The organism is Hymenobacter norwichensis DSM 15439, assembly GCF_000420705.1.
Taxonomy (GTDB): Bacteria; Bacteroidota; Bacteroidia; order Cytophagales; family Hymenobacteraceae; genus Hymenobacter; species Hymenobacter norwichensis.
This window is the reverse complement of record NZ_ATVL01000006.1, coordinates 843,290-855,831: the sequence shown is the minus strand read 5'-3', so window position 1 is coordinate 855,831 and position 12,542 is coordinate 843,290. Positions and strand designations below refer to the sequence as shown.

Genomic DNA, 12,542 nt, shown 5'->3' with positions numbered 1-12,542 from the left:
CTAATACCGTTGTTTTCCCTGTTGTGTAATGGCCAAACGCTTTTCCGTTTCCGAATACGCTGAGGGCGTGCTGAGTGGCAACCGTGTGATGCTGAGCCGCGCCATTACGCTGGTGGAAAGCACGCTCCCCTCCGACCAAGCCCTGGCCCAGCAGGTACTCGATGTGGTGCTGCCTCACGCGGGCCGCTCGGTGCGGGTGGGCATTACGGGAGTACCGGGTGTTGGCAAAAGCACGTTCATTGAAGCGCTAGGGCTACACTTGGTAGATGCGCACGACCACCGGCTAGCCGTGCTGGCCATTGACCCCAGCTCCCAACGCAGCGGCGGCAGCATCCTCGGCGACAAAACCCGCATGAATCTGCTGGCCGCCCATCCGCACGCCTTCATTCGCCCCTCCCCCGCCGGCCGCAGCCTAGGCGGCGTCACGAGGGCCACCCGTGAAGCTATGCTGCTGTGCGAAGCAGCCGGCCACGACGTTATTTTTGTGGAAACCGTAGGCGTGGGCCAAAGCGAAACGGCCGTGCACGGCATGGTGGATTTTTTTCTACTACTGATGCTGGCCGGCGCCGGCGATGAGCTGCAAGGCATTAAAAAAGGCATAATGGAAATGGCTGACGCCGTGACCATCACCAAAGCCGACGGCGACAACGAGCTAGCTTCCCGCCGAGCCCGCCGCGAGTACCAGAATGCGCTGCACTTGTTTCCACTGGCTCCCAGCGCTTGGGCCCCGGTGGTTACGACCAGTTCGGCGGTTACCGGCGCGGGCGTGCCCAACGTGTGGGAAGTGGTGCAACAGTACGTGCAACAGACCCAGGCCAGCGGCTACTTTCAACAGCGCCGCCAAGAGCAGAACTTGCACTGGCTCCACGAAACCATCCGCGAAACGCTGGAAACCCGCTTCTACGCCCGCCCCGAAGTGCAAGCTCAACTAACTGCCGTGCGGCAGCGCGTACTCGAAGGCCGCCAATCCGCGTTTGGAGCAGCAGCGGAATTGCTAGGGTTATAGCCTTTGTTGTTCCGATATTCCACGTATCAAGTGGAATGTTGGAATGACAGAATTATGACTCTAGTTGCAGCAGGTCCCATTTGTTGCCGTAAAGGTCCTGAAAAACGGCTACCCGACCGTAGCTTTCGTGGCGAGGCTCCTCTAGAAACTGCACGCCTTGGGCCAATAAGCGGGCGTGGTCGGCGGTGAAATCATCGGTGTGCAGAAACAGAAATATCCGTCCCCCTGCCTGGTTACCGATTGCTGGATTTGCGCTTCTGTCGCCGCCTTGGCCAATAGTAAACGCGTAGCGCCCGGACCACTAGGAGATACTAGCACCCAGCGTTTGCCATTGCCCAGGTCGGTATCTTCCACCAAATCGAACCCCAGCTTTTCAGTGTAGAAAGCCACGGCTTCGTCGTAGTCGCGGACGAGCAAGGAGAGGGCTCCAATGTACTGGCTCATGGATTGATTGAGGGAGGATAAAACGGATTTCGGCCCGTCGCTCCTGTTCAGGCAGAGCAACGGGCCGAAGGTACATGGCAACGGGGTGCAGCCCGCTCAGGCATGTATTACCCGCGTTTCGGGCGGAGGGCTAGGTAGTCGAGATAGTAGAGCACCTTGATGGATACCGAGTTGTTGTGCGGCGTGTTGATGGTATTGCTCAGGTTGTTGAAGTAGAGTGGAGTGGCTTCGTTGGCTTGCAGGTCGGTGTAGCCAGCGTTTTTCCACACGATGCTTACCTGCGAGCCAGGCGCAAACCACCACGAGTACACCGCATCAATATTGAAGGCGTTGTAGGTGTTGTCGCGGTTGCGGCGGTAGTCTACCAGTTCCTCATGGCCACCGGGGGTGAGACGGGCGAAATCCTGGTAGCGCACGTTGCTGGTGTAGTGCCGCGCCCGGAACGTAAACGACATGCGGTTAGAGAAGGTGTAAGCCGTTTGCAGCACGTTGGACACCGTTACTACATTGCGGCGGCCCAAGATTACTTGGCCTATAAACTCCTGGTCGAGCGGCTCGTCGCGGCGCATGCCTCCGTTCACGTAGCCAATCTGGTTCTGGTTCTGCTCCCAATCCAGGCTGTAGCGGAAATTGAGCTTATTGTTTACCCGGTAGCGCGGCGACAACGACAACGAATAGCTCGTACGACGCGGGCGCGGCAGCCGCTCATCCTCGGCATATTGCCGGGTGCCGGCGCTTAAGTCCCAGGCCAGCTTCTTGCGGTAGTCGGTTGACAGAAAGCCGCTGACGCCGGCCCGACCCGGCACTCGCACGTAGTAGGTGCCCAGCGGAAACGTCCGCGGCTCGTAAAAGTCATTGCGAGCCGGATCAATGCTGGCATCTAAACCCACCGTGATGAAACTTTTGGTGAAGGTAGTTTGGGTTCCGCCTGCAATACTAACGTCCTGATAGCGCGTGGGCCGGTAGAGCAGCGAGTGACTGAAATTGAACCAGTTGTAAAGGTTATTCACCTTCCAAAAAGGCTTGTATTTGTTGTAGTTAGCGTATAGGCTCTGCGAGATATTGTTGTTGCCGAACAGGATACCTAGGTCGTTGGGGTTGTAGTGGTCGGATTCAATACCGTGGTTCACGCCCCAAGTGAAGGCACCGCTGATTTTGCCGAAGCCTAGCTTGTATTTGTAGCCGTTCTGGTCGTCAATCTGCTGCTCGGAGTTGAAGCCGTTACCGCGGCGGCGCGAGTACACCAGCTGCCCATCCAAGGCGTAGGAGTTCTTTTTGTTGGCAAACCGGAACAGCCCGCCCGTCACGTTGGCGTCGTAGGTGTTGCCAGCGCGCGTGACGTTGGTGTTGATGAGGCTAACGTAGGAGTTGTTTTTGAGGCTCTGGTCGAGCACGGCAATACTGTAGTTGCTGAACGGCTGGGTGAGCACCTCTCGCTCGGCACCGGTTTCCTTGTTGCGCACCGTGGCGTACACATCGTTGCTTAGGGCGTTGAAGATGCCCACGCCCAAGCCTTTGCTGGTACGGCCCGATACCTTGGTGGCGTTCAGCAGGCGGGTTTCAGAAGGGTTTTTCACGAGCTTTTCGTCGTCGCCGACAGCCACATCATAAAAGCCCACTGGCGTAGCACCCACTCGCCGCGAGTAAAACAAATTGCCTTTGTTGAACAGCTCGGTGCCTTCGGTGAAGAACTGGCGGTTTTCGTTGAACTGCACCTCGAACGGCGAGAGGTTGAGCACTTGGTTGTCGCTCTGCACCTGCCCAAAATCGGGAACTAGTGTAGCGTCCAGCGTGAAGCTTTCGTTGATACCCCACTTAATATCGGCGCCACCATTGAAGCTGTTGGTAGTGCGGCGGGTGCCTTCCTCATTGAGTGGGTTGTGGTTGACGTAGCTCGACACGTAGGGCGTGAGCGAAAGGCGCAACGGCGGCTCGATGCCGCGCACGCCTTGCAATATGCCCCACTGGTTCACAAACCCATCCACGGCAGGCCGCACTTCGTTCCAGAAAAACGCCTGGTTGTCGCGCTTGCGCTGCCGCATAAAGTTGAGGCCCCAGAGCTGCTCGGCGTTTTTGCTGAACCGGATAGCAGAATACGGAATGCGCATTTCGGCCACCCAATCGGTGCCCTTAAGGGTTGTGCGCGAGTCCCACACGGCGTTCCAGTTGAAATCCTCACCGCCGGCCGGCGAGTAGCGGCAGTCCATCTGCACCCCGCCCGTCGTCACGAAAAAGCCGTAGCCATTGAGCTTGTCACTATACGTATCCAGAAAGATGCCGAAGAAGTCGGTGTTGCCGGCATCGTCGCGCGGGGTCAGTTCGCGCAGAATGGAATCGGGGTGTATGTCGTGCATGATGGCGCCCACATAGAGGTTAGCGTCGTCGTAAAGGATGCGGACTTCGGTGGGGTGCTTCTCGTGCGGGCCGGGGTTGGGGCGGTTCTGGATGAAGTCGGTGGCGATGGGGGCCTGCTGCCAAACCGCCTCATCGAGTGCCCCATCCAATTTGATGCTCTCGGTGATGCGCACGGCTTGCAGCTGGCGCTTGGGCGCGGGCACCTTGGAGTCGGTGGCGCTGGTGGCCGCGGGGCTGGCCGGCTGCTGGGCCACGGCGGAAGCAGTCAGCGCAAGAAACAGCCAGAAAAAAAAGACAAAGCGGTAGCTAGTCACGACGAAATGGCGGGATAGAGATGGGGTCAGAAAAACAGAAATTCAGGTGGACTCGGCAGCGGCTACAATCCAATTAGGCTAGTGGCCGCGGGGGCATAAAGGTTTACGTGATAAGGTCACTCCAAGCACTTGGAGCCATAGATGCCCGCAACGCGTCAAACGTTGCCTGAACTCTATATTTTAATGTTACAAGGTCGCTTTTCGGCCTAAAAACGGAGCTTGGTGTAGCAGACACTCCCCAACGGCGAATAGGTTACTGGTATTCGCAAGTATTTTTTACAAATACCTTCCACAGACACTGTTAGTAATAAAGCCGGCCGCTGTTGCAGCAGCGGCCGGCACGGCGATTCACTCACTCACCGTAATATTTATAGTTGACTTGCTGTTTTTGGCATCGGAAACACCCAGTAGTTTCCGATACTTGTCGGCTAGGGCTGCCGACTGTTGTTTACCGTCCACGATCAGGCCTTTGCTGTTGAGCTGCAAGCTGAAGCTTTTCTCACTTTTGTCGAGAAGCCCATCTTGCCACAACGCTTCCCGAACCCGCTCAGATCGATCCTCCGGGGCGCGGGGAGGACGCGGGGCCGTAGGCGCGCGGAGTGCCGAGGGGGCCCGTGGTATGCTTGGCGTGCGGGGCACCCGCGGCAACGACGGCGCCATGGGCGTACCTGGTGCTGGCGGCGCAGGTGGGGCCGGCGGCATGTCATCATAGGCCACGGTGGAGTTACTGTCGCGCTGTTCTACAATGTTGATTGAACCTGTTGTGCTCAGTTTGCGGCCAGTGCGGCTCTCGTATAGCTTCAGGTACTTGTCGCGCAGGGCATCCGACTGCTTTTTTCCGTCGGCAGCGAGGCTCTTTTGGCTGAGGGAGAAGCTGAAGTTGTTGGGGTCCCGAATCAGGCCATCCTTCGTCAGTTCGCTTAATAGTGCCTTGTGCCACGCGGCTTGCTCTTTGTCGCGCCGCGCCTGCTCCACGTTGCGGCGGGTTTGCTCTACATCGCGCCGCGCCTGGTCGGCGTCACGGCGTGCTTGTTGCTCGTCTCGGCGGGCTTGGTCGGCGTCTCGGCGGTCCTGCTCCTCGTCCCGCCGGTCCTGGTCTTCAGCGAGCCGAATTTCCTCCACTTGCTCTATGTGTTGCTCCCGTAGCTCCTGGAGGCTTTCCCGTAGCGCCTCGATTTTTTCCTCGCTCAGGTTTTTCTGATTTAGCTCCTTAATGATGTCCTTTTCAGCTGCTTTAAACGATTTCTCCATTTGCTGGATGTCCCCGTTGAGCTGGCTCATCTGCACGGATATGCGCGCAGTTCCCATGGCCAGCTTCGAGAGTTCCTCGGCATCAGCGGCGCTGGGCGAATTGCCGGACAGTGCTGCCGTAGCCATGCGGTTGGAGAGCATGGTCATACGGTCCTGCTGTATTTGGCCGGTGACTACGCGCGTTTTGGCAGTGCCTTTAGCGGCCTCGGTTTTGGCTAAGGCCTCGCGATAGGTAGGCAGTTCGGCGGCGGGCACCTTTTTTCCATCCACGTACACCTCGGAAATGGCGCCGCTTTCATCTTTCACCACCACGGTCAGGCCCTTAATTTCGTTGAGCTTGGCTTTGCCGGATTTGGTGAGCAGTTTGGGGTTGCTCTGGGCATACACTACCACGGTGTCATCGAGCAGTTGGGTTTCGCTAGGCTCGTAGCCGTTGGGCTCGGGAACCGCGTCAGGGGCTTCTGAAACCACTTCCTTGGCAGCCTCGGCTTCCATTGGCGTTGAAGCATCGTGCACAGTGGCGGTAGTGGAAGGCGTGCTAAACGAAGCGGCACTCAACGACAGCACCGTGGTTACGGTAAGCAACCCCACGCTCAACAGCACCACACAAGCCGCCCAGAACCCATCGGAGAACGTAGGCGCGGCGGCACGGTGCTGCACCAAGCGGCGCACCCGACTCAGCAACGAACCCGGCTGCCCGGCAGCGGCCATAGCCATGCGCGGCGTGAAGGTGGATTGCGTGTGTTGCAGGGCTGCTAAAGAAGCCAGCGCCTGTGCCAGTACCAGCGAGTCGCCGCACAATTCAGTTGCAATATCGTCGCAGCAGTTTTCGCGCTCGGTGCGCAGGCACCCCGAGAGGAACCACACCGCTGGGTGGTAGAAGAACAGGATTTCGGCCACCGACTGCAACAAGTTGAACAGATAGTCGCGGCGCATGACGTGGGCCAGTTCGTGGGCCAGAATGGCTTCCAGCTCACTGCCCGACAAGCCCGAGGCGGCACTCATAGGCAGCAGCACCACTGGTTTCAGCCAACCAATTACCAGCGGCCCCGGCACTAGCCCGGAGGCCAGAATCTGCACTGGCCGGCGTAGATTAGTGCGGGCGGCTAGCGCATCGAGGCGGGTTTGCCACTCGGCGGGCAAAGCGGCCACGCGGTAGCGCCGTAGCCGCTGCACGTAAGCCAGGCCGCTGAGGAAGCGCAGCGTCATGGCTAGCATACCCAGCAGCCAGGCCACCACTACAAACGGCATGTTGCGCTCCAGGTAGGTTTTGCTGGTTTGCAGGAGCTGTTGCAAACGGCTGGGCTCCTCTAGTGGCGTAAGGGCATCAGTGAACGTCGGGCCGTTGCCATCCTGGAGTACTACGCCGTTTTCTGGTACTGCCACTACATCAGCCGGCGCGTTGGCGTACCATACGGTAGCACCAGTTTTCGCTACTGAACTGCTGCCAGCATGAAAGTAAGCGTAATAGTACCCGAAGGTGAAGCCACTTAGTACCAACAACAGTAGCATGGCTCCGGCTGCCACCCGGTAGCGTAAAGCAGCGGCGTGGCGGTGCAAAAGCATCAGGAGCGTGGCGGCTGTGAGGGCCACCAATGCACCCTGCCAAACTGAGTGTAGCAACGTCCAACCCAAGGCGCGCATTAGCGCCGGCGACCCATAGTGTTCAAGCAGGCTCATCGGTTTGACCTTTAGCGTTGGACGTATCGTTGCGCTGTTGTTCGATTTGGTTGAGCAGGCTCCGAATCTGGGCCAGTTCGTCGGCGGAGGTGGGGTGGTTGCCGAGGGCCTGCATCACCAGCTTGGTGGCCGAGCCGCCGAAGGTGGCATCCACAAACCGGTCGAGCAGCAGGCCCTGGGTTTCCTCTTCGCGCACTGCGGCGCGGTACACGTGGGTTTTGGAGTCGTCTTCGCGCAGCACCAAACCCTTATCGAGCATGAGCTGGAGCAGCTTGAGGGTGGTAGTATAGCCGACCTCGCGCTTCTGGCTGAGCTGGTCGTTGGTGAACCGGACGGTGCTGGGGCCGTGCTGCCACAGCACCTGGAGAATCTCCAGCTCCGATTCAGTTGGTTTGGGAATGGGGGTCTTGCTCATTGCTACGGCTGTTTTAGTCCTACGAATCAGTTCGTACATCAAACATATACGAAGCATGTCGTAGATCCAAATATAATGTACGAAATATTTCGTGCAACGAGAAGATGTTTCCTTTACAACTTCTTCAACCCCTCCAGCATGCTGCCTCTCACGCTGATGCCGCCGTTGGTGGTAGTGGCCGAAACCAGAGGCCCACCTTCACCGAGCTTGGTATCGAGGCTGCGGCCGATTTTGCCGGTTACGGTGATGGGGTAGTCGGCGCTGACGCCACCGTGCTGAGTGGCGGTTTTAAGCTGGGCTGAGTACGTTTTGGGAATCCGCCAGTTGATGCCGCCGTTGGTGGTCGTCACGTCCAGTCCTTTGCCTTCCCATTTGGTGCCGGTGAGGGTCACGTTTACGCCGCCGTTGGTGGTAGTGCCGCGCACGTCGCCGCCCAGACCGGTCAGGCTGATGCCGCCGTTGTACGCTTCAAACGTAACGGGTGCCTGCACGCCTTCTATGCTGATACCGCCGTTGTAGGTGTTCAGCGCCAATGCGGTGCGGCGGGGCACAAACACCTCGTAGTTCACCGCCCAATTATCGTCGCTGCCCAACTCTGCCTTCAGTACATTACCCGTGCTGCTGATTTTCACGGCTTTCACCTGCGCCTGCGCAGCCGCCTCCGATTTGGTCCAGCTCTGCACCCGGGCCCGCACCCGCACATCCAGCCCGTCCCAGCCATGCACGGTAATACCGCCGTTACGCCGGCCGTCAATCGTGAGGGTTTGGCCGGCGGCGGGAGCGGCCAACGTCATGTCACGGGTTTCGCAGTAGCCTTTGTTGCCGCCATTCGACCAATGGTCTTCGCAGTCGGATTTGAAGATAGGAGCCGCCGGCGTTTGAGCCACCGCTTGCAGGCCCAGCAGCGCCAGCGCGCAGGTAGTGAAGAAAGCTTTCATGGGTATTGGCTGATGAGTGTTGACTATAGATTATTGACCCGACCGACTTTCGCTTGGCCGGTTACTGCATCACTTCGTTTTAGGTTTGCGAAAAAACACGTCACCGCTGATGGATTCCAGCTTAAGCAGTGGGCCGTTGCCGCTGGCCAGCGCGCCGCGCAGCTGGTAGCCCACTATCGGGTTTGCCTTGCGGTTCTCGAAGGCCACTTCTTGGTCAGTGTACACTTCGCCAGTAATGGTTTTCAAGGCTAGTGCTGCGCCTTTTGCAGGCGGCCAGCTCACGTCTACAAATCCGCTAATCGATTTGGCTTCCAGCGGCCCGGTCAGGCCAGCCACCTCTATGTTGCTGCTGATGGTGTTCACCCGCACATCGGCCCCGGCCGGCACCTGTATTTCGTAGTTGATATCGGTGCACACACCGTCTCGCTTTCCTTTACTCTTATCCCAAGTCCCGAAGTGCGTGGTCGAGCTATTGGGCGAACAGTCGCCGGATTGGGCGGTAGCCAGCAGGGTCTGGTTGAGGTCGGCCGTTACGGTTACGCTGCCGCTGGTTTCGGTGAGCGACAATTGCAGAGCGTCGTTGAGCTTGTTGCCGTTGATGTTGACTGAAGCCCGCAGGTGCAGTTGGTTATCGGTAGCGGGCCGGATGCGGATGGTGTTGCCGAATTTCAGATCCAGCACCACGCGCTGCCCGGCCGCTACTTTGGCATTTTTCTCGATGATTTTCTGGGCAGAAGCTGGCTGAGCGGCTCCAAGAGTCAACCCAACAAGCAAGAGGGGAAGTAGAAACTGGCGCATGAGCTGGAAATTAGAAAGTGGAGAAACGGAATTGAAAAGCGGGTTACTGATGCAGCAGAAGCTTGTCGAGCAACCCCTGCATGACTTCTTCGCTATTTTTCCTGTAGATGAAGCCATGGCCTCCTTGCGGCACAGTTTCCAGATGCCAGGCCTTAGCTTCTGCTTTGTGCAAATCGTAAGTCGCCTTCACATTCTTGTACAGGTACAAGCTGTCGTCGTGGGCGTGTAGCGAATAGAAAGGTTTGCTCGCCAGCGCCTTGAAGTTGATTTCGCTTATCTGCAACTTAGGCAGCGCGGCAAAGGTGTAGAAGCCCGCAAACAGGTCGGGGTGGTTACTAGCAAACCAGAAGGTTGCAGAGCCCCCGTTCGACATTCCGCCTAAAAAGACCTGCTGCGCATTGATATGGTAGGATTGCTTGGCCGCATCAATCATGTCAAGCACATACTGAAACGAAGCTGGTTGCTGCATCCAGCCGAAATCCTTTTTGGCAAACGGGTAGAGCACAATAGCATTGTAGCGCTCAGCCAGGGCAAATATTGACTCGGTGGCATACTCCGGATCTTTGTATTGAAACTGCTTGATAGAGCCTACCCCGCCGTGCAGATAGACAATGGTTTTGTGCGCTTTGGCTGGGTTATACTGTTTCGGCACATACACCCAATAAGGCACTTTCAGCGTGTCGGCTTCAATGAAATACAAGGCAAACCCTGTGGGAGCTTTTTTGAACTTGTTACCGGATTGCGGCGCAATAGTATTAGCAAGTATTTTTGCCACCCATTGCTTTTCCACCGCCGCAATGCTATCCGCGGCTAGTTTCTTTTGGGCTTCCACCTGATTAGTTGCAAGCAGCAGCAATGCGAGCAACATGCATCGTACCTGTTGTATCACTTCACTGAGGGGATAGGGATAAGAAATAGCGCCGTCTTACCTGTGCTCAAATTGCGCTGTACCTATGCGGCTTACCTACTTGGCTTTGCGCACGAAAATGTCGCCGCTGATGGTTTTGAGTGACACAGCCGGACCGCCGCCATTGATGGTGCCGCTCACCGTCTGGCCGCCTACCCGCACGGTATTATCGGCGCCTTTGGCCAGATTCAGGTCGAAGTCGGTGTAGATTTCGCCGGAGATGGAGCGTAGCGTCAGGTTCGCTTTGCTGGCGGCGGGCATGCTTACGTCCAGGTCGCCGCTGACCACCGAAATGGAGCTGGGCTCGGGCCGCAGGCTGCTGAAGCGGATGGTTACGTCGCCGCTGATGCTGTTGGCTACTACTGGCCCCGACACGTTCAGCAGCTTCATGTCGCCGCTTTTCAGAGACGCTTCAATGCCCCCTTCCAAGTCGCGCACCACTAGGTCGCCGCTGTTCCAGTTGGTTTCAGTGAACACCACCGCCGTGCGGCGCGGCACCCGAATGGTGTAGGTAACTTCTTTGCGCGAGGCTTTCACAATGCGTAGCGTATTGCCCGTACCCGGCGTCACCGACAATCCGATTTGGGTGTTATCCTGGGCGGTATTGTACACCGGGCGCAGACCCTGAGCCATTTTGGGCGGCTCCTCGAAGCCGTTGCCGCGGATGACCAGCTCGTCGCCGTCGTAGCCTTCCACGGTTACGTCGCCACCCTGCATTTCCAGCACCACCTTGCGGTCTTGGCGGCTACTGAACTTGGTTTTGAATTCCTGGGCGCGCACGCTGAGGCAAGCAGTCAGCAGCGCGAAAAAAGTAAGTGCAAGAGGCTTTTTCATGGGTAAGCAGTCAGTAAGTCGAGAAGAAAAAAATAAGGCACCAGCATTGAGCGTGGCAGTAGGAAGTCTGGCAAGGCATCCGGATGCTTGCCGGGCATTCTAGCTGGTTAGATAAGCAGGCCGATACCATTTTGCGCCTGTTGGCGCACGGCGGGTAAAGCATCCTGCTGCCGCGAAAGGCGCTCCAGTGTAGGCACGGCACGTTTGTCGCGCAGAGCTACCAAGAGTTCAATCAAAGTGATTTGCACGTTGGGGTCGCGCTGGTTGGGCAGGGCTTGCACCAGTGCAGGGCCTACCCGCGGGTCGGCGCGGAGGCGGTAAAGGGCCTCACAGGCGGCCAGCCGCACGTTGGGGCTGGGGTCGGCGTTGAGAGTATTGATGAGCACCTGCACGGCAGGGTCGCCGGGCTGCAAGGTGGCTGGCGCTTCGGCTACTAGGCTAATGCGGCGGCTAGCCGTAGCAGGCTGGCTGGTGGCGGCTGTCAGGTGGGCGGCCAGCGCCTCAGAAGCACCGGGTTGGCGCGAGGCCATATCGGGGGTACCCGTCGGGCGCAACAGCAACCCCAGCACCGCCCCTACAGCCAGCAAGGCAATGCTAGCGGCAATGCGCAGCCAGCGGGCCGTAGGCGTTGGGGCCCAGAAGGCTACCACTTTGGCCTCGGCGGGTGCCGCTGACACCGGAGCCGTAGCTTGGGGCAAAGCCGATTTTTCAGCGGCCAGCTGGCCCAGAAAGTTGTCGCGCAAAGCCAGCGGGGGCATAAGGTTGGGCTGGTCGTCGATACAGCTCAGCAGCTGGCGCAATTCAGCTAAGTGGGTTTGGCAAACGGTGCAATTCGGCAGATGCGCCTCCACCTGCGCCGTTTCCTCCGCCGACAAATCCTGTTCGGCGTAGCCGGCCAACAACGGCGCCAGGGCGTCGCAGTCGGCGGGGCTAGGAGCGTGATGGTTGAAAGACTCGTTCATAATATGTAGTCGGGCCAGGCCCGCGGTTTTCAGCTGAAGTATATTTTGCGAAGCGCTTCGAGGGCGCGGTGGGCCTTCACGCGAGCCGCCCCAGCAGTGCAGCCTATCATCTCTCCTATTTCGGCGTAGTCGAACCCCTGAAAGCGGTGCAATACTAGAATTTCGCGCTGATCCGCCGACAGCAGGTTCAACGCTTCCTGCAAAGCCTGTTGCTGGTCAACTGACTGGCAGTACGACTGGGCGGCGCGGCCATGGCTGGCGGTGCGCTCCACGCCCTCCAGGTCACTGACGGGCTGCTGGCGGCGGCTTTTCTGCCAATGGTCGGCGTGCACATGGCGGGCCAGTTGGTAGAGCCAGGCCCGCACCGGTTGGCCGGGTTGGTAGCTGGCCCGGTACTTCATGGCCCGGTAGAACACGTTCTGGGTGAGGTCTTGCCCTACTTCGGTATCACCGCCGCTCAACCGGCACAGAAACCCAAAAAGCGGGCCTTGGTAACGCTCGAACAACGGCACCATCTGGTCCAGGTTGTCAGCCTTCACCTGAGCCATTAGCTCTTCGTCGCTCGTAGCAACAACCTGCATTCTAAGGGGAAAAAGAGGCGTAGAAGATTGATTTTGCACCGATTACCGGCAGCAGGG

The 12,542-nt window shown here is 58.2% G+C and carries 12 protein-coding genes; 1 reads left to right on the top strand and 11 read right to left on the bottom strand.

The genetic code is table 11. From position 1 onward, the window contains the following. The first annotated feature begins 28 nt into the window (after window positions 1-28). Window positions 29-1,006, top strand: a complete 978-nt coding sequence (meaB, locus tag G536_RS0104830; protein ID WP_022822454.1) for a methylmalonyl Co-A mutase-associated GTPase MeaB — start codon at window positions 29-31, stop codon at window positions 1,004-1,006. Window positions 1,007-1,058: 52 nt separating this feature from the next. On the opposite strand, the gene G536_RS33040 is transcribed toward meaB, so the two are convergent. The 11 genes from G536_RS33040 to G536_RS0104780 all read right to left on the bottom strand — a co-directional run bounded on the left by G536_RS33040 (window position 1,059) and on the right by G536_RS0104780 (window position 12,485). After that, window positions 1,059-1,211 carry a VOC family protein gene (locus G536_RS33040; protein ID WP_425402125.1) on the bottom strand — a complete coding sequence of 51 codons (153 nt, stop codon included), beginning with the start codon at window positions 1,209-1,211 and terminating at the stop codon, window positions 1,059-1,061. After that, window positions 1,148-1,450 (bottom strand): VOC family protein, encoded by a 303-nt coding sequence (locus G536_RS29970; RefSeq protein ID WP_425402119.1) that lies wholly within the window; start codon window positions 1,448-1,450, stop codon window positions 1,148-1,150. Before G536_RS29970 ends, G536_RS33040 begins: the two co-directional genes overlap by 64 nt. 107 nt (window positions 1,451-1,557) lie before the next feature. Next, the gene (locus G536_RS26290; protein WP_022822453.1) at window positions 1,558-4,119 is read right to left on the bottom strand and encodes a DUF5916 domain-containing protein; all 2,562 of its coding nucleotides are present in this window, start codon (window positions 4,117-4,119) and stop codon (window positions 1,558-1,560) included. A 348-nt stretch (window positions 4,120-4,467) separates the two neighbouring features. Next, window positions 4,468-7,050 (bottom strand): M56 family metallopeptidase, encoded by a 2,583-nt coding sequence (locus tag G536_RS30350; RefSeq protein WP_084708485.1) that lies wholly within the window; start codon window positions 7,048-7,050, stop codon window positions 4,468-4,470. After that, window positions 7,037-7,465: a BlaI/MecI/CopY family transcriptional regulator gene (locus G536_RS0104810; RefSeq protein ID WP_022822451.1), complete on the bottom strand. Its 429-nt coding sequence runs from the start codon at window positions 7,463-7,465 to the stop codon at window positions 7,037-7,039. The genes G536_RS30350 and G536_RS0104810 overlap by 14 nt, the downstream gene beginning before the upstream one ends. Before the next feature lie 113 nt (window positions 7,466-7,578). After that, window positions 7,579-8,403: a DUF4097 family beta strand repeat-containing protein gene (locus tag G536_RS0104805; protein WP_022822450.1), complete on the bottom strand. Its 825-nt coding sequence runs from the start codon at window positions 8,401-8,403 to the stop codon at window positions 7,579-7,581. Between the two features lie 69 nt (window positions 8,404-8,472). After that, window positions 8,473-9,201 carry a DUF4097 family beta strand repeat-containing protein gene (locus tag G536_RS0104800; RefSeq protein ID WP_022822449.1) on the bottom strand — a complete coding sequence of 243 codons (729 nt, stop codon included), beginning with the start codon at window positions 9,199-9,201 and terminating at the stop codon, window positions 8,473-8,475. A 43-nt stretch (window positions 9,202-9,244) separates the two neighbouring features. Further along, window positions 9,245-10,069: a carboxylesterase family protein gene (locus G536_RS0104795; RefSeq protein ID WP_157530410.1), complete on the bottom strand. Its 825-nt coding sequence runs from the start codon at window positions 10,067-10,069 to the stop codon at window positions 9,245-9,247. 96 nt (window positions 10,070-10,165) lie between these two features. Continuing rightward, window positions 10,166-10,942: a DUF4097 family beta strand repeat-containing protein gene (locus tag G536_RS0104790; RefSeq protein WP_022822447.1), complete on the bottom strand. Its 777-nt coding sequence runs from the start codon at window positions 10,940-10,942 to the stop codon at window positions 10,166-10,168. Between the two features lie 107 nt (window positions 10,943-11,049). Next, window positions 11,050-11,904 carry a HEAT repeat domain-containing protein gene (locus tag G536_RS30345; protein WP_022822446.1) on the bottom strand — a complete coding sequence of 285 codons (855 nt, stop codon included), beginning with the start codon at window positions 11,902-11,904 and terminating at the stop codon, window positions 11,050-11,052. Between the two features lie 29 nt (window positions 11,905-11,933). Then, a complete protein-coding gene (locus G536_RS0104780) occupies window positions 11,934-12,485 on the bottom strand; it encodes an RNA polymerase sigma factor (RefSeq protein WP_022822445.1) in 552 nt (183 codons plus the stop codon). Window positions 12,486-12,542: the final 57 nt, after the last annotated feature.

What these genes read in the sequence shown, in the direction of transcription:
- G536_RS0104810 (WP_022822451.1), bottom strand. Translation starts at nt 7,465, where the DNA reads ATGAGCAAGACCCCCATTCCCAAACCAACTGAATCGGAGCTGGAGATT.
- G536_RS0104780 (WP_022822445.1), bottom strand. Translation starts at nt 12,485, where the DNA reads ATGCAGGTTGTTGCTACGAGCGACGAAGAGCTAATGGCTCAGGTGAAG.
- G536_RS0104805 (WP_022822450.1), bottom strand. Translation starts at nt 8,403, where the DNA reads ATGAAAGCTTTCTTCACTACCTGCGCGCTGGCGCTGCTGGGCCTGCAA.
- meaB (WP_022822454.1), top strand. Translation starts at nt 29, where the DNA reads ATGGCCAAACGCTTTTCCGTTTCCGAATACGCTGAGGGCGTGCTGAGT.
- G536_RS0104800 (WP_022822449.1), bottom strand. Translation starts at nt 9,201, where the DNA reads ATGCGCCAGTTTCTACTTCCCCTCTTGCTTGTTGGGTTGACTCTTGGA.
- G536_RS0104790 (WP_022822447.1), bottom strand. Translation starts at nt 10,942, where the DNA reads ATGAAAAAGCCTCTTGCACTTACTTTTTTCGCGCTGCTGACTGCTTGC.
- G536_RS30350 (WP_084708485.1), bottom strand. Translation starts at nt 7,050, where the DNA reads ATGAGCCTGCTTGAACACTATGGGTCGCCGGCGCTAATGCGCGCCTTG.
- G536_RS29970 (WP_425402119.1), bottom strand. Translation starts at nt 1,450, where the DNA reads ATGAGCCAGTACATTGGAGCCCTCTCCTTGCTCGTCCGCGACTACGAC.
- G536_RS30345 (WP_022822446.1), bottom strand. Translation starts at nt 11,904, where the DNA reads ATGAACGAGTCTTTCAACCATCACGCTCCTAGCCCCGCCGACTGCGAC.
- G536_RS0104795 (WP_157530410.1), bottom strand. Translation starts at nt 10,069, where the DNA reads ATGTTGCTCGCATTGCTGCTGCTTGCAACTAATCAGGTGGAAGCCCAA.